Source organism: Ruegeria sp. F12 (assembly GCF_056533885.1).
Window position 1 is genome coordinate 25,579 of the sequence record NZ_JBQFOV010000003.1, and the last position, 16,709, is coordinate 42,287.

Annotated in this window: 16 protein-coding genes; 4 read left to right on the forward strand and 12 right to left on the reverse strand. The window is 58.5% G+C overall.

Going from position 1 to position 16,709, the window contains the following annotated elements; all coding sequences use genetic code 11:
- Positions 1-25: 25 nt before the first annotated feature.
- Entirely contained in the window at positions 26-640 is a 615-nt protein-coding gene (locus tag ACR0CA_RS04875) for a TetR/AcrR family transcriptional regulator (RefSeq protein ID WP_170769575.1), read from the forward strand.
- On the opposite strand, the gene ACR0CA_RS04880 is transcribed toward ACR0CA_RS04875, so the two are convergent.
- The 3 genes from ACR0CA_RS04880 to ACR0CA_RS04890 form a co-directional block, all read right to left on the reverse strand.
- Entirely contained in the window at positions 641-1,699 is a 1,059-nt protein-coding gene (locus tag ACR0CA_RS04880) for an adenylate/guanylate cyclase domain-containing protein (protein ID WP_480897598.1), read from the reverse strand.
- Entirely contained in the window at positions 1,696-2,064 is a 369-nt protein-coding gene (locus ACR0CA_RS04885; RefSeq protein WP_170769573.1) for a group I truncated hemoglobin, read from the reverse strand. Before ACR0CA_RS04885 ends, ACR0CA_RS04880 begins: the two co-directional genes overlap by 4 nt.
- A gap of 123 nt (positions 2,065-2,187) precedes the next feature.
- On the reverse strand, positions 2,188-3,030 hold the full coding sequence (locus tag ACR0CA_RS04890; RefSeq protein WP_480897599.1) for a glycosyltransferase family 25 protein: 843 nt from the start codon (positions 3,028-3,030) through the stop codon (positions 2,188-2,190).
- 140 nt (positions 3,031-3,170) lie between these two features.
- Between ACR0CA_RS04890 and speB the strand changes: the two genes are divergently transcribed.
- Entirely contained in the window at positions 3,171-4,145 is a 975-nt protein-coding gene (gene speB / locus ACR0CA_RS04895; protein WP_480897600.1) for an agmatinase, read from the forward strand.
- Between the two features lie 21 nt (positions 4,146-4,166).
- Here speB and ACR0CA_RS04900 read toward each other — a convergent pair whose 3' ends face one another.
- The 8 genes from ACR0CA_RS04900 to ACR0CA_RS04935 form a co-directional block, all read right to left on the reverse strand.
- The gene (locus ACR0CA_RS04900) at positions 4,167-5,384 is read right to left on the reverse strand and encodes an aminopeptidase P family protein (protein ID WP_480897601.1); all 1,218 of its coding nucleotides are present in this window, start codon (positions 5,382-5,384) and stop codon (positions 4,167-4,169) included.
- A 162-nt stretch (positions 5,385-5,546) separates the two neighbouring features.
- The gene (locus tag ACR0CA_RS04905; RefSeq protein ID WP_480549918.1) at positions 5,547-6,758 is read right to left on the reverse strand and encodes an ABC transporter permease; all 1,212 of its coding nucleotides are present in this window, start codon (positions 6,756-6,758) and stop codon (positions 5,547-5,549) included.
- Positions 6,759-6,763: 5 nt separating this feature from the next.
- On the reverse strand, positions 6,764-8,035 hold the full coding sequence (locus tag ACR0CA_RS04910; RefSeq protein WP_480897602.1) for an ABC transporter permease: 1,272 nt from the start codon (positions 8,033-8,035) through the stop codon (positions 6,764-6,766).
- A gap of 68 nt (positions 8,036-8,103) precedes the next feature.
- Positions 8,104-9,192, reverse strand: coding sequence for an extracellular solute-binding protein (locus ACR0CA_RS04915; protein WP_170769567.1), 1,089 nt, complete (start codon positions 9,190-9,192; stop codon positions 8,104-8,106).
- Between the two features lie 98 nt (positions 9,193-9,290).
- On the reverse strand, positions 9,291-10,382 hold the full coding sequence (locus ACR0CA_RS04920) for an ABC transporter ATP-binding protein (RefSeq protein WP_170784616.1): 1,092 nt from the start codon (positions 10,380-10,382) through the stop codon (positions 9,291-9,293).
- 148 nt (positions 10,383-10,530) lie between these two features.
- On the reverse strand, positions 10,531-11,238 hold the full coding sequence (locus tag ACR0CA_RS04925; protein WP_480897603.1) for a maleate cis-trans isomerase family protein: 708 nt from the start codon (positions 11,236-11,238) through the stop codon (positions 10,531-10,533).
- A complete protein-coding gene (locus ACR0CA_RS04930) occupies positions 11,235-12,380 on the reverse strand; it encodes a M24 family metallopeptidase (RefSeq protein WP_480897604.1) in 1,146 nt (381 codons plus the stop codon). Before ACR0CA_RS04930 ends, ACR0CA_RS04925 begins: the two co-directional genes overlap by 4 nt.
- Complete coding sequence (locus ACR0CA_RS04935; RefSeq protein WP_480897605.1) at positions 12,377-13,420, reverse strand: pyridoxal-phosphate dependent enzyme; 1,044 nt, start codon at positions 13,418-13,420, stop codon at positions 12,377-12,379. The genes ACR0CA_RS04930 and ACR0CA_RS04935 overlap by 4 nt, the downstream gene beginning before the upstream one ends.
- 86 nt (positions 13,421-13,506) lie before the next feature.
- On the opposite strand from ACR0CA_RS04935, the gene ACR0CA_RS04940 reads away from it, so the two are divergent.
- Entirely contained in the window at positions 13,507-14,691 is a 1,185-nt protein-coding gene (locus ACR0CA_RS04940; protein WP_480897606.1) for a M24 family metallopeptidase, read from the forward strand.
- Positions 14,688-15,845, forward strand: coding sequence for an acetylornithine deacetylase (argE, locus tag ACR0CA_RS04945; RefSeq protein WP_480897607.1), 1,158 nt, complete (start codon positions 14,688-14,690; stop codon positions 15,843-15,845). Before ACR0CA_RS04940 ends, argE begins: the two co-directional genes overlap by 4 nt.
- Here the strand turns inward: argE and ACR0CA_RS04950 are convergent.
- On the reverse strand, positions 15,842-16,708 hold the full coding sequence (locus ACR0CA_RS04950; protein ID WP_480897608.1) for an urea carboxylase-associated family protein: 867 nt from the start codon (positions 16,706-16,708) through the stop codon (positions 15,842-15,844). The two genes, argE and ACR0CA_RS04950, sit on opposite strands and share 4 nt — an antisense overlap.
- Position 16,709 lies beyond the last annotated feature (1 nt).

The following is a 16,709-nucleotide window of genomic DNA, read 5'->3' on the forward strand; positions in this document are numbered from 1 at the left end:
AACAAAAAAGGCGCTTAACACAGGCATGAGCAAACGCGGCTATCATCACGGAAATCTGAAACAGGCGCTGATCGAGGCGGCGCTATCGTTGATCGAGGCAAAAGGCCCAACCGGGTTTACCCTGTCCGAAGCTGCCAAGACCGCAGGCGTGACGCCTGCCGCCGTCTATCGCCACTATCAGGGCCGCGAGGACCTGATCGCCGAAGCCGCCCGTCAGGGGTTTGAGATGTTCGCGGATCTGATGCAGTTCGCCTATGACAAAGGCCAACCCTCGGCCCTTGCCGCGTTCGAAGCGACCGGACGCGCGTACTTGGCTTTCGCCCGCAAACATCCTGGCCACTATATCGCGATGTTCGAAAGCGGTATCTCGATCAACCGCACACCAGAATTGGCCCTTGCCGCCAACCGAGCAAAAGCGGTTTTGGAAAAGGCTGCATCCGATCTGTCACAGCATATTCCGCCCGAAAAGCGGCCTCCGGCATCCATGTTCAGCGCGCATATATGGGCCATGAGCCACGGTGTGGTGGAGCTGTTCGCCCGCAACACCGGAGCCAGTTCGCCTTTCCCGCCCGAGGATCTTCTGGAGTCCGGGATCGGTATCTATTTGCGGGGGCTGGGGCTTGTGCCGCAGGATGACTGATCAAAAAACGGTTTTGGGCTTCGGCATACTCAGGCCCGACGTGACATTGATCAAGTCCATCTCACCCATGCCTTTGACGTCGACGCGACCGATATCAGACACCTGAAACGCGTCAATCAGCGCATATTTCATCTCATCCGGCGCCACGATATGCATCGGGTTGGCAAAAACCTGAAGGCGCGAGGCCAGGTTCACCGCCGGACCAAATACGTCATAGACGTATTTCTGTATACCAACGACCGACCCGACTGCGGGCCCCATACCCAACCCGATACGGGCCTGCCATTTGTGGGGGTGGCTTTCATTGCGCCGCTCCAGATACCGCAGGAACCGGACCGCACAATGCGCAACGGCGGTGGCGTGATCCGGGGTTGGATCGGGCATTCCCGATACCGCAAGATAAGCATCTCCGATGGTCTTGATCCGCTCACAGCCAAACTGTTCGACGATGCGATCAAAGGCGGTGAAAATGTCATTCAACTCGCTCAGGGTCACGGTCGGGTCCGTCTTGGCGGCAAAGTCCGTGAAGCCGACAAAGTCCAGCATCACGACCGAGACCTCATCATAAAGCTGCGGCGTCACCACGCCAAATGTCTTGAACTCTTCATACACGGCGCGCGGCATCAGGTTCAGCAGCAGACGTTCGACACGCTCTTTCTCGCGCTCTAACTCACGCGTGTTCCGCTCAACCATTGAGGAATAGCTGTCGATCATGCTTTCCAATTCGCGGATGCGGGTGATGTTCTGGCATTCGACCACCAGAAGCTGCTCGTCCAGTCCACTTGCCAAAGACACGGCGACCGCAAAAACCAACGTCCGGCGCTTGGGCTTGATCTGCAATTCCACGGAATAGCGCAGGCCCGATTGCTTGACGTCCTCCAATTCGCGCGCGTCCAGGTCGGGGAACAGATCCAGCAGAGTTTGCCCTTGTTCAGGCGTCCCAAACCATTCTATGAACGGACCGTTCTGAAAAACGAAGCTCAGATCCGCGGCACGCACGACCGCAACACCAACGCCAATTGCCCGCAGCAACTGTTCGTTGATGGCCTGAATACTCATGCCGCCGAGCGCGCAACGATGATTGCGCGTTTGGATTCAATGGCTCCCAAGGCAATCTTGATATGCGCGTCTTCCATGCCGTGCTGGGCAAGAGCTTCGCCGAACAAATCGGCCATCTCGTCGAAATCTTCATGCGTGATGTTCAGATGCCGATGCACTGCCTCGATCCGGTCATCACTGAACGAGGCAGGTCCACCAACCAGAGAAGACACAAACTTGGTTTGGTGATCAATCAGACGCGGCATGTCGATATCTTCGAAATGGCCGCCGATCTGATCAGAATCCAGCGCCATTTCATAGAAGGTCATCACGATCCGACTGATCGTTTTGAAGCCCCCATAGCGGTCGTAAATTGACTGACTCATCCCCCAGACCCTTGTTTAACCGTAAACAACACTGGAAGATTATATCAAACTGACAGTTTTGTTAACGCTTATGCCTTTGGATTGCTAAACGCAGGGCTTCGAAAGGTTAAAATCCCGGCGCACCTAAACGCTCAGATCATCGGCACATGGGATGAAACCGACATATCCCCCTTGCTTCAAAAGCCGCGTTTGGCCCCCCATGCGCCAGCGCAACTTACGCCCGGCCGCCAGCAATTCACGTCGCAACCGGAACCATGTCGGCCCCTTGTCCAACCCGCTATTGGTTTTCTGATCCTGCGAGCGTTCGCTGACCTTCACCTCGTCAACAGTTTCTGCCTGCTGCTTAGACCAGATCACCTGCACACCGACAGCCGGAAAGCACTGAAACATCCGCCAATCCGTACGCGGGATCGAGACAAAATCGTCCAAATGGTCGGAATAGGCCGCGGACCATGCCAGCAACTTGCGACAGGCCGCATGCGACACCACATACGCCGCCGCGCTTGGTGCCATTTCCAGCATGGGGCGAACTTTCACCTGCCCCAAATCCCGCTCTGCCCCAAATCGCAAGGACCTGGGCGAATAGTCCAGCTTAACGAAATCATACTCGGTCGAATGGTTCAGTACATCCACAATGACGCAGCCCGCATCTGTGGACATCTCGACATCGTCCTCAAAGATCGCCACGGCGGTCAGGTTTTGGTCGACGGCGGCCTGCCAGACGGCCCGGTGGCTTTCGAAACAGGCGATCTCGCTTTGTTTTAAGCCCCAGCGGCTGCCTGAACCGGGAAGATAGCCGTTCTGGTTCAACGCTCCGGGTTGCTGCCCGTCAACCGCACTGAACCGGGTGGCACCTGATAGTCCAGCGTGATCGAACTGCGATTCCATAAAATCCCGACGGGCGGGGACGCGGTCCAGATTGATATAGAACACACCTGTTTCGGGTGGCAGTTCGTGCTGTCCCACGGCAATTCCTTTCAGACCTTTCGCTCAGATAGACACCCTTGGCGGGCGACATTCAACCCATCCACCCCTCAAAGAAACCTATCCTGCTTAAGACAACGCTTCTAAGCTACAACGGACAAACAAGAAACGGGAATCGCGCTATGTCGTCTCATGGGTATGCAAGTGGCCGTCTGAACCTGCCATTCGTCGGGATTTCAACCTTTGGAAAATCGCCTTATGTCGAGGATTGGGACCAGATCGACGCAAATGTGGCGATCATGGGCGCTCCGTTCGATTTCGGCACACAATGGAGATCCGGCGCTCGGTTCGGGCCACGTGCGGTGCGTGAGGCCTCGACCCTATTTAGTTTTGGCCATGCCGGGGCGTATGATCACGAGGATGACGCAACCTATCTGGATAGCTCGGTCCGCATGGTCGATATCGGGGACGCCGATATCATCCACACCAAGACCGAGGAAAGCCACGCCAATATCCAGTTCGGGGTCGAGAAAATCCTGAACGCCGGTGCCCTGCCCGTGACGATCGGCGGAGATCACTCAATCAACATCCCTTGCATAAACGCCTTTGCCGAGGATTGCGCCGAGAATGGTCCGATCCATGTGGTGCAAATCGACGCCCATCTTGATTTCGTTGACGAACGCCACGGCGTCACCGCTGGTCACGGCAATCCGATGCGGCGCGCGATTGAGAAACACTATGTCTCGGGCATGACGCAGTTGGGTATCCGCAACGTTTCATCGACTGCTAAGGAAGGGTATGAGGACGCCCGCGCGCGGGGGTCCGATATCCTGTCGGTGCGACAGGTCCGCAAACTGGGAACCGAGGGCGTTTTGGCGCGTATCCCTGAAGGCGCGCGTTATTATGTGACGATTGATATTGACGCCTTTTGCCCGTCGATCGCGTCTGGTACGGGCACGCCCAGCCATGGCGGCTTTCTGTATTATGACGTGCTGGAAATCCTGCAAGGGCTGGCGCAACGTGGAGATGTGGTGGGCATTGATCTGGTCGAAGTTGCTCCGAACTATGACCCGACTGAAAGCACGCAGATTCTGGCCGCACAGGTCTTGCTGAACTTCATCGGGTTCATTTTCCACGAACGCGGCAAGAGGGGCTAAGCGCCCCTCTTGCCTATCCGGTCAGACAATCGTGTTATGCTCGGGCCCATAGGGGAACCCGGTGATGTTCTCGGCCCCATCCTCACCGACGACCAGAATGTCATGTTCACGATAGCCACCGGCACCGGGCTGACCTTCGGGAATCCACAACATCGGCTCGATTGACACGACCATGCCGAGTTCCAACACCGTGTCGATATCCTCGCGCAGTTCCAGCCCTGCCTCGCGCCCATAGTAATGGCTGAGAACGCCGAACGAGTGGCCATAGCCGAAGGAGCGATATTGCAGCAGCCCCTCATCTGCAAAGAACCGGTTGATCTCGGCGGTGATGCCCGAGCAAGTCGCGCCGGGTTTGATCAGGCTTAGGCCAAGCTCATGCGCGGCGACATTGGCGTTCCAGATGCGCAGGCTGTCGGCGTCGGGTTCGCCCAGAAACAGGGTACGCTCCAGCGCAGTGTAGTAGCCCGAGATCATCGGGAAGGTGTTCAGCGACAGGATATCGCCCTTTCGCAGCGCCCGTTTGGTCACAGGGTTATGCGCGCCGTCGGTGTTCAGGCCCGACTGGAACCAGACCCAGGTGTCGCGGTATTCGGCGTCTGGATAAGCGCGGGCAATCTCAGCCTCCATCGCGTCACGGCCCGCCATGGCGATATCGATCTCGGTTGCGCCTTCACGGATCGCGGCGTGGATCGCAGCACCGCCCACATCCGCCGTGCGCGCACCGCCCTTGATCAACTCGATCTCTTCTGCCGATTTCACCATGCGAGCGGCCATCGTATCAGCGGCCACATCCAGCAGCTCGGGCTGCCCCAGCATCGCCAGCGCCGTGTCACGCGCGGCCAGCGTCATGTGGTCGCCTTCAATCCCGATCCGCTTGGCACCGCCGATCAGGCTGGCCACCGCGCGCCAGTAATTGTCGCGCTTCCAGTCGGTATAGATCACGTTTTCCTCGACCGAGCGTCGCCACGGCTGGCCCGCGTCGATATTCGCCGACACCGTCGTACACGCGTCCTGCGTCACCACGCAGCCATAAGGACGGCCAAAGGCGCAATACAGAAAGCCCGAGTAATAGGCGATATTGTGCATCGAGGTCAGCAGCACCGCCGGAATATCCCGTGCCGCCATCATGGCGCGCAGGCCCGACAGGCGGCGGTCATATTCGGCCTTGCTGAACGGCAACGGGGCCTTATCGCCATTGTGGCTGGTGAAGAACTCGGGGCGGTTTGTCAGGTCTGTCATCATGCTCTCTCCTGCATCGCCGGACGAAGGGTGCCCGGCCACAAGTCCGGGCGTTCAGGACAAGCGGCCTCGGGAACCGAGAGCCATGCACCCGTAGATATGTCACGACGCCATCGTGACCGGGCTGCATATCGCAATGGCTAAATCACGCCGCGGCGCGCGTCAAGCGGGGGAAAGACCCCGCAGACGCTCGGACCGGCGGCGCAGCAACTCAACCGTGGTCAGCAGCGCGATTGAGATCACGACAAGAATCGTCGCCACCGCCAGAATAGTCGGGCTGATCTGTTCGCGCAGACCTGTGAACATCTGCCACGGCAGCGTTTTCTGGCTGGCCGAACCGACGAACAGCACCACGACCACCTCGTCAAACGAGGTGATAAAGGCGAACAAGCCACCCGAGATCACGCCCGGCAGGATCAACGGCATCTGGATCTTGAAGAAGGTCCGCACCGGCCCTGCACCCATGTTCGCAGAGGCCCGCGTCAGCGACTGGTCGAAACCCACCAGCGTCGCGGTCACGGTGATGATCACGAACGGAATACCCAGAACCGCATGCGCAAGGATCACTTTCACATAGCCTACGAAGTTCTTGTCCATGCCCAGCGTGCCTTCAAGGAACCGGCCGATATCGCTGTAGAAAAAGAACATACCAGTGGCCGAGATGATCAGCGGCACAATCATCGGCGAGATCAGGATACCCATGATGGCCCGTTTGCCGGGAACGTGGCTCTGGCTCAGGCCGATGGCCGCCAGAGTCCCCAGCGAGACCGAGATGATCGTAGCAATCGGTGCAATGATCAGCGAGTTCTTGAAGCTACGCTGCCATTCATTGTTGGTGAAGAAGTCGCGATAGTGTTTCAGCGAATAGCCTTCGGGGTCCAACCGCAGCATCTCGGGCGTGAAGGTAAAGAAATCCTGCGCGTTGAACGACAGCGGCAAAACCACAAGGATCGGAGTAATCAGGAATACGAAGATCGCACCGCAAATCACTCGGAACGCATAGTGCCAGAAAACCTGCTGTCCCGTCATATAGGGCAGCAGCTTTTGGCGGTAGCGCCCCTCGTAAAGCCAGAAGATGAAGAAGGCAAAGAACCAACCGGCCAGCAAACCAACGATCAGGCCGGTCACGCCAGCAAACAGCAAACCAAGCGCGCCCAGTCCGAGGATTGTGATCCAGCGGGCCATACGTTCATTGTCCAGAACGTTGATATAGACCCAGGCCAGCCCCGCCATCAGGGCCGCCCCGATCACGATGCCCAGCAGGACACTGCCCTGCCCGGCCCCGACGAACATGCCAAGGAACCCTCCGGCAATGGCCACTGCGGGCAGGACAACCGACATGGGTTTGCGGGATATAGGTGTAAGTGCTGCCATCTTCTTTATCCCAGCTTCACGTTGTCGATGCCCACGATCTTGTCATAGCACCAGTAGAGTAACAGAACGACCGCCAGCAGGATCGTCCCGAGCGCAGCAGCCAATCCCCAGTTCAACGAGGATGAAATGTGGTACGCAATCCGGTTCGAGATGAAGACACCCTTGGTCCCGCCAACGATTTCCGGCGTGATGTAGTAGCCGATGGCCAGGATGAACACGAGGATCGACCCCGCTCCGATGCCGGGAATGGATTGCGGGAAGTAGATACGCCAGAAGGTCGTCCAGTTCGTCGCGCCCATAGATTTCGCGGCGCGGGTGTAGGATGGCGGAATGGTCTGCATGACCGAATACATCGGAAGGATCATGAACGGCAGCAGGATATGCGTCATCGCAATGATCGTGCCGAATTGGTTATTGATGATCACCAACCGAGCGTCATCGGCCACTAACCCAAGCCACACTAAAGTTTCGTTGATAACACCTTGCTGCTGCAACATAACCTTCCAAGCCGAAGTTCGCACCAGCAGTGACGTCCAGAATGGTAGTAATACTAGGATCATAAGCAGGTTCGACACGCGCATCGGCAGCGTCGCCAGCAAATACGACACAGGATAGGCCAGCAGGATACAGGATGCCGTGATTATCAGCGACATCATCAAAGTGCGCCCAAACAGCTTGATCAGAATTTGCTTGTCTTCAGGCTGCGCCTGCGCGCCTTCGGGCGTGCGGCGCATGTCGATGGCGTTCAGGAAATATCCGTTGGTGATCGGAACAGCGTGGGTCTTGATGGTACGCCAGGTTTCGATATCCCCCCAACCGTCGTGAATGTCTATCAGCTTGTCTTTGAACGGGCCATCGGTTTTCGGGTCCAGTTTTTTGATCTGACGACCCGAGCGACGGAACATCGAGGACATACCCGTCTGCTCATAGTTCAGGCGCGAACCAAGCCGGGTGTGTGTCTTCTCGTCAATGGCTACGACCATATCTTTGGTGAACGCGGCGTATAGTGCTTCATCCGGTAGTTCGCCGCTTTCCGCATCCCAGTTTTTCAACTCGACCACGGTCAATGGCAGGGTCTCGGCCACAATGCCGTTTTCAACCGATCGGAACAGCATCGAAACGATCGGGATCACGAAAGAGAGCAGAACGAACAATAGCAGCGGTGCAATCAGGGCCAGCGCCCGCAACTTGCGGCGGCGCAATGATCGCGCCAGAGATTTCTTCAGCGGCGTACCATCTGCAGCCAGCATCGGACCGGATTGAGTTGCGTCAGTCATCTGCGTCCCTTGGTCTTTTTTGGTGGGTCGGGGCCAATTGCGGCCCCGACCGATGACTTAAAACAGGCTTATTGAGCCAACCATGCCTGGAATTTCGCGTCGATGTCGTCGCGGTAGTCTGCCCAGAACTCGTAGTTATACAGGAACGTGTTCTTGGCGTTTTCCGGGTCAGTCGGCATATGCGGCGCCATGTCGATACCCAGGTCGGCATGCTGACCAACCAGCGGAGCCGACGAGGCACGGGCCGGACCATACGAGATGTACTTGGCCTGATCCGCCAGACGCTGCGTGTCGGTCGCAAACATGATGTAGTCCAGCGCACGCTGCGTGCGTTCTTCACTCAGACCTGCCGGAATGATCCAGCCGTCCAGATCGAACACCTGCGCGTCCCAAAGCATGGCGACGGGCTGTTTCTGCTCTTCGATCACGCTGAACAGACGACCGTTATAGGTCGAACCCATGATGACCTCACCATCGGCCAGAAGCTGCGGTGTGTCAGCACCGGCAGACCACCAGACGACGCTGTCTTTGATCGTGTCCAGCTTGGCCAGTGCCTGATCTTGGCCTTCAGCCGTCGCCAGAACATCATAGACATCGTCTTTGGCAACGCCGTCACAGATCAATGCCCATTCCATGTTGTTGATCGGACGCTTTTCCAACGAACGCTTGCCTGGATAAGCTTCCAGATCGAACACGGCGCATACATCGGTCGGCGGTGTGTCGCCCACCAGATCGGTGCGATAGCCAAATGTGGTCGAATACACGATCTGCGGGATAAAGCAGTCACTGACCAGCAGATCACCGAAGTCATCCGCCGCCGAAGTCCCGTCGGGCGCCGCGGCCAGATGCACGTCGGGGTCGATCTCCATCGCCAGACCTTCGTCGCACAGACGGATCGCGTCCGCAGCCACAACGTCGACCACATCCCAGGTAATGTTGCCCGCTTCATTCATGGCGCGCAGCTTGGCAACTGCTTCGGCGGAGCTGTCATCGTTCAGGATGGTGACGCCCGTTTTTTCCGAATAGGGCTCGTGATACGCCTTGAGCTGCGATTTGGAATAGGCGCCGCCCCAGGACACGATGGTCATCTCTTCGGCCATCGCGCCACCAGCAACGGCAGCAATCGCACTTGCCATCAGAGTGGTTTTAACTTTCATGATTAACTCCCTGTTATTCCCGTTGATTTTGCATTTCAGAACCGGATCACGGGGCAATCCGGCTGTTCTTTTCCCCGATGGTGCGGGGTCTTCATGCCTTAGGCGTCCAACGCCCGGCAGTCATGAGCCAGCCAGCCAATCTCGACTTCCTGGCCGGGTGACAGGCGAACCGCATCCGGTGCGTTCCGGGTTTTGATGATAAAGTCATCATTCCCCGCAACTGACAGGCGGAATCGGAACACGTCACCCATATAGATGAATTCCTTCACAGTGGCCTTCAACGTATGCGCATCCGCGTGCAAACGGTCCTTATTGAATTCCACCCGCTCGGGTCGGATCGAGACCTTGGTCCGCTCGCCCGCAGCGCTGACATTCACCGGCTTGGCGTCAATCTCTGATCCGTCATCCAGCGTCACGACGCAAGAGTCGCCGTCAATCGACTTAACAACGCCCTCCAATGTGTTGTTTTCACCAATGAATTGCGCCACAAAACTGTTTTCGGGTTCTTCATACAGAAGATCAGGTGGGGCAAGCTGCTGAATGCGCCCGTCATCAAACACGGCGACACGATCTGACATTGTCAACGCTTCGGTCTGGTCGTGGGTCACGTAAACCGTGGTAATACCCAGCTCATGCGCCAGACGCGTGATTTCGAATTGCATATGCTCGCGCAGCTGCTTGTCCAGCGCGCCCAGCGGTTCATCCATCAAAACCAACTCGGGCTCGAACACCAGCGCGCGCGCCAAGGCGATCCGCTGCTGCTGACCACCGGACAATTGCGCAGGGCGGCGGCTGCCAAAGGCCCCCATCTGCACCATATCCAGCGCCCGTTTGACTTTCTCTTCGCGCTCAGACTTGCCGATCTTGCGAACTTCCAGCGGGAAGGACAAGTTCTCGGCCACAGTCATGTGCGGAAACAGTGCGTAGTTCTGGAACACCATCCCAATGCCCCGCTTATGCGGCGGGATATTGTTGATAGGACGCCCGTCCAACATGATTTCGCCATGTGTGGCCGTCTCGAACCCGGCGAGCATCATCAGACACGTGGTCTTGCCCGAGCCCGACGGGCCAAGCATCGTCAGAAACTCACCTTTTGGAAGTGAAAGGTTCAGATCCTTTACGACAAGGATCTCGCCGTCATAAGATTTCTGGACACGCTGAAACTCGACGAACGCTGCGTCATTTGACATTACCAACTTGGCTCCCCTGTCTGTCCTTGCCTGCCCGGTTTATCCGGATCTCAAAGACCTTTCGCGAACCATTTAAGGACAAGCAGGACAGGTCGCGCAACCAAAATATGTCAGCAGTATGTCAATGACGCCGCCAGCCGCCTGAAATTCAGGCTGAATTCAGGTGCCGCATATGCCACGCAAGGCTTTGATTGCTGGACAGAACAGGTTTTCCCAGCCGATTTTCGATCTCAGGTATCGCATCGAAAGTTCTTAGATTCGTGCAGCTTAGGAACACAGCCTCAACCGCCGAATCAGCTCCCAACCGCACGGCGGCCTCGACCACGGACTCGCGTGAGATTCGGACGACCTTGCTTTCCTCGGCTTCTCCGAACGAGCCGAAAACACCCATCTCAATCCCGTTTTCCGCAAAGGCTGTGCGTAACGGTTCGTTCACTTCTTCGATATACGGGGACAACAGCGCAAACTTGGCCACCCCCCTGTCCGCAGCGCAAGCAGACGCTGCGCGCAGTGGATTCGTAACCCTCGCTGTAGCACAGGTTTTCTGCACCATTCGCTCAACGGCAGCTGAGCCAATCACGGAACTGGCCGAGGTGCACCCATAGCCAACCACTTTGTAGGGCCTCGCCTTCGGCAACAGATCCGCCGCTGCGGGCAATGCGGCCTCCATTTGCGACAGGGTGTCGGTTGTCACCTCGTGACCGCTGGGAATTCTGGACACGTAAATCGGCGCGCGACGGTCCGAGAAATAAGCGTTGAACTCGGGTTCGATCGTTTCATCCGTTTGCAGAACGATCAGACCCATCGGTGTGACCTGTGGATCGTCTGGTTCCAGTTCGTAAGGTAAGTAACTCATATCACAGGCAACTCCGGCCCAACGCGTGGACTGAGGAAGCGCGGCGCACCGTCATTGATGACGATGTCTTCCTCATGCACAAGGATTTTGCCGCCAACCGCAATGCCCGGTTCAAGCGTCAGAACCATGCCGGGTTCAAGCACCGTGTGGTCGGACGGGATCAATGATGGCCATTCGGTCAGCGACATCCCCAGCCCGTGCCCCAACCGCCCGGCCCCAGTATCGGCGTTGTGGCGGGACAGAACGTCATTCATAGCATGAAACAGGTCCGACGCAGTGGCCCCCGGGCGCGCGATATGAAATGCGCTGTCCGAGGCTTCGATCAGCGCAGCATAGGCTGTGCGCACCGCGTCCGCGGGCGCGCCGACCGACCAGTTACGGTCGTAGTCGCAGAAATACCCATCCCAGACCAAACCGGTATCCAGCATGAGAACATCGCCATCACTCATTGCGCTTTCCGGGGCGGGTGAAATGACGTCGGTATACCCACCCTGCTCGGCCCCGCCCGCAAGGTAAGGTACCCAGTCCGCGCCTTCCTCAAGGCACAGCATCTGAAACTGGCGAAAGACCTGATCAATCGAGACCCCACGCCCGGCAATTTCGGGCACGCGCTGAAATGCGCGACCGGCTATAGTACAGGCAGTTTCGATCTTGGATATCTCGGCGTCAGATTTGACCATGCGCAGGGTGCGCAGTATCCCCGCATCGCCCGAGACTCTCCGCGACCCCAATAGCGTCTGAAGCCGCAGCAAGTCTGCCATAGGCATCCGGACATGAGTTTCATGCCCATCCGGCACGCCGATTGTCGCGTCAGCCGGAGTGACCTCAACCAAAGTCTCGGCCAACAGGCTAACCCCGTCATCCGACAGGTCCGGCGCGCTCCATGTACGGATATCTTCGACCAAGGTTTGGCCCATCAAAGCAGCACCGATCGAGGGGATGACCGCGATGGGTTTCCCACTGGCCGGGACGATCAAAAACCAAGGCCGTGTCGGGCTTTCCCAAAACCTGGTCAGGTAGCCAGTGAAGTAACGAATCTCGGGCTCGGTGGTCAGCAGCAAGGCAGACAGGCCCGCTTCGGCCATCCTGTCTTGCGCGCGCATCAGCCGCGCTTGAAACTCGGCGGTGTCAAACCCCCTCATTCCGCGACCTCGGACAGGAAACACAAGACCCGTGCGTCGGGACCGATACCCAGTTCGGCGCGGACGTCCGGGTTCATGACGGCGGCCACACCTGCCCCGCCAGATGCCGTTGTGGCCACACCAGCCTCCGACATCGCGGGCAGATGTTGCGCGACCTCATCGTCCGTCAAAGTCAGGAACACATCGGCGTCCCGCGCCAATCCGTTCAAAGCAATCAGCGAAGGCTCTTTGCAATCCAATCGCCCCATGATGCTGTCCGGGCCATCGGCAAAGACGCAGGCTCCGGCCTCGATACTGGCTTGCAGGGCGGGCGCGGCGTCGGGTTCGACGACGATGATCCGGGGCGCATCGCCCCAGACATGCCGGGCATAGGCGGCGACCGCTCCGGCCAAACCGCCAACACCGGCCTGCAGCATGATATGCGTCGGCACCTCGGGGCATTGACGCACGGCCTCGGCCGCCATTTGAAGATAGCCCTCCATCAGAGTGTGGGGCAGTTCAAAATACCCCTCCCACGAGCTGTCAGACAGCAAGGTCCAGCCGTTGTCCTGCGCGGCCTGACTGGCAGCTTGCATGCTGGCGGCATAGTCCACGCCCTGTCGCACAACCGTAGCGTTTTGCGCCCTCAGGCGGTCAGCAAAGCTTTCGGGCACGGTCTCGGCGATATAGACGACCGCGTCCGCGCCGAATATCCGCGCACCAGCGGCGACGCTCATCCCATGGTTTCCGGCGCTGGCGGTGACATAGGTCCGCCCGCTAAGCGTTGTTTCGGCTGGCAAATCCGACACATCCGCAGCATGTCGTGCAATCACATAGGCCGCGCCAAGGGCCTTGAACGACCCAAGATTCATGCGTCCGCGCTCGTCCTTGATCCACAGATTCGCCACATCGGCCAGCCCCTTGGCATCGACCAAAGCGGTTTCCCCCGCCGCCGGACACCGCGCCAGAAGATCCGCTACACGAGCAGCATTTATAGAAGGGTACGGAGCAGAGCCGGCGAGTTTCTGCCCGCCGCGATGGGGATTGAGGGTGATCTTCACTGGGGTGTCTTTCCTGAGTTGCCCATTGACGTGACTGCATTCGTCCCGTTCTGTCAACGGAAACTCCATCGCGACAGGAGCGCCTCATGCCCCATGCCAATCCGGCCTTCACCCGCGCCGAATACGATCGCAGGCTTGCCAAGACACGTACGGCCATGGCTGACGCCGGATTGGACGCGCTGTTCATACAGGACCCGTCAAACATTACGTGGCTGACCGGGTATGAGGGCTGGTCCTTTTACGTGCATCAGGGCGTCGTCGTCCTACACGATACTGATCCAATCTGGTGGGGCCGCAATCAGGACGCCAACGGCGCGCGGCGCACGGTCTGGATGAGCGATGACTGCATTCACGGCTATGCAGATAACTATGTTCAATCGACCGAGCGGCACCCGATGCAAGACCTTTCCCGCCTGATCTTGGAATGCGGCCTTGAACGCGCCCGCATCGGGGTTGAGTTGGACAATTACTATTACTCGGCCAAGGCGCATCTGACTTTGGCCGCAGAATTGCCTCAGGCCACGTTGGTCGATAGCAACGCTTTGGTGAACTGGCAGCGTTCCGTGAAATCCGGTGAAGAGATCGCCCAGATGCGCAAAGCTGCGCGGATTTCGGAACATGTGATTGAAGGGGTGATAGAACGGATCGAACCCGGCTTGCGCAAGAACGAACTGGTGGCGCAGATTTACCACGATGCGATCTCGGGCGTGGGTGAGGATTGGGGCGATTATGCCGCCATAGTGCCCCTGCTGCCTTCGGGGCCTGATGCCGCCGCCCCGCATCTGACATGGGACGGCGCGCCATTCAAAACCGGGGAGTGCACCTTCTTCGAACTCTCGGGCTGCTATCGCCGCTATCACGCACCTTTCTGCCGGTCAGTCTTTCTGGGCCAGCCCCCAGACCACCTGCAACGGGCCGAAGCCGCGCTGGTGGAGGGACTTGAGGCAGGTTTGAATGCCGCCCGTGCGGGCAATAAGGCCCGCGACATCGCCCTTGCGCTGGCCGCTCCGCTGGAACGCGCCGGAATCGAGCGCGGTGCGCGCTGCGGCTATCCGGTGGGCCTCAGCTATCCGCCCGATTGGGGGGAACGCACCATATCGTTGCGCGCGGAAGACGAAACCGTGCTGGAACCCGGTATGACGTTCCACTTTATGCCCGGCCTTTGGATGGACGACTGGGGGCTTGAGATCACCGAGACCATCCTCATCACCGAAACCGGACCCGCCGAATGTCTCTGCAACCGTCCAAGAAAGCTGTTCGTGAAACCATGACCCTTCAAAGAACCAAAGACATTCTAGCCGATCTGATCGCGTTTGAGACGGTCTCGGCCGACAGCAATCTTGAGATTATCCGCTATCTGACCGACCGGCTTGAAGCCCTGGGAGCACGCTGTATCGAAACGCGCGATGCGACGGGCAAGAAGGCCAACGTCTTTGCAACACTCGGGCCTGACATACCCGGAGGTATCCTGCTGTCCGGCCATACAGATGTCGTGCCCGTGGCCGATCAGGACTGGACCTCAGACCCGTTCGAGATGATTGAACGAGATGGGCGACTGTATGGGCGGGGTACCTGCGATATGAAGGGGTTCATCGCGGCATCGCTCGCCTTTGCCGAAGCTTTGGACGTCGAAAAACTGACCCAACCGCTGCATTTCGCCTTTACCTACGACGAGGAAACCGGCTGTCTGGGCGCGCAGAATCTGGTCAATGACCTGTCCCAACGCGGCATCGTGCCCGACATTGCCATCATCGGCGAACCGACCGAAATGCGGGTGATCGAAGGCCATAAGGGTTGCTTTGAATACACCACGCGTTTTACCGGGCTGGAAGGTCACAGCTCGTCCCCGGATGACGGTGTAAACGCCGCCGAATACGCCGCGCGTTATGTGGGCAAGTTGCTTGAACTGCGCCATATTTTGAAATCGCGCGCACCGGCGGGCAGCGCGTTTGAACCCCCATGGACCACGATCAATGTCGGGTTCTTCAATAGCGGCGTCGCGCATAATGTGATCGCCAGCAAGGCCGAGATAGGCTGGGAAATGCGCCCGGTTCAGGCCAGCGACGCCGATCTCGTTAACCAGACGCTCAGCGACTACATTAACCACACGCTACTACCCGAAATGCAGGCCGTTCACCCCGAAGCCAGCATCACGCAGGACGTCGTCGCCGAAGTTCAGGGGTTGGAGCCGATGGAGGACAACGTTGCCCGCAAATTGGTGGCCGAACTGACCGGCGCCAACGGCACAGGCACTGTAGCCTTCGCCACCGAGGCCGGTCTGTTCCAGCAGCTTGGCGTTCACGCCATCGTCTGTGGGCCGGGCTCAATCACCCAAGCGCACAAGGCCGACGAATATGTCGAGATCGAACAGCTGGACCTGTGTTGCCGGATGCTGGACCGTCTGGGCCGCCGCCTGACCGCCTAGCCCGTGCCGCGCGTCCGATCATAGGCGGACCGCGCGGGCTGAACATGGGCCGCGCGGACATCCTCGCCGGGATCATAGACCTCCATCACCAGCGGATAGCAGGCGGCCACGTCTGACGAATGCTCGGATGAACAATCGCCGCCGGGACAGGCCGATAGACCCACGATCAGGTCAATCTCGGCGTAGAATTCCAGATAGTCGCCGGGGCGCACCGGGCTGGCCTTCATGAAATACTGCCCTGTGTCGCGGGTAAAGCCGGTACACATGAAGACATTCAGCACATCATGCACATGCATCTCGGCCTCGTGCAGCGGCAGGTCGCAATGATCGGCCAAGGCGCGGGTCAGGTTCGAATGGCAGCAATAGTGATAGTCGTCCCCCGACAGCAACCGTCCCGTATAAGGATCACAGCGCGTCCCGATCACGTCATGGACCGATCCTCCGTAGGCATCGAACCCATACCAGTCCAGCGTGTCTCCGACGATGGTCGCCATCGGGCGCATGTTGGGAAAGCTAGACCACATACGGTCGCCGGTGGACAAATGCGTACCGTGCAAAGCGCGGGTTTTACCCGAATAAAACCGCTCGGTCAGGTCATGTTTGTTCCACATGTTCAGATCGCCCACCTGTGGGCCATCCACCGAAAGCACGCGCAGAAAGGCCCCTGCGGGCACCTCGACACAAACTGCATCGCGCGGGGCCGCCGTCGCCTCGGCCGTTTTCTTCGCCCCCTGTCGAAGAGCATTCAGCCCGGCGATGTCGGGTTGCGGCAAACTATCCGGCGGGTAGCAGATGACCGGAGGCAGGCTCTGACGGACGACCGCATCTACCGGTGCTGTGAAATTCGGTGCCTTCAGTTTCATG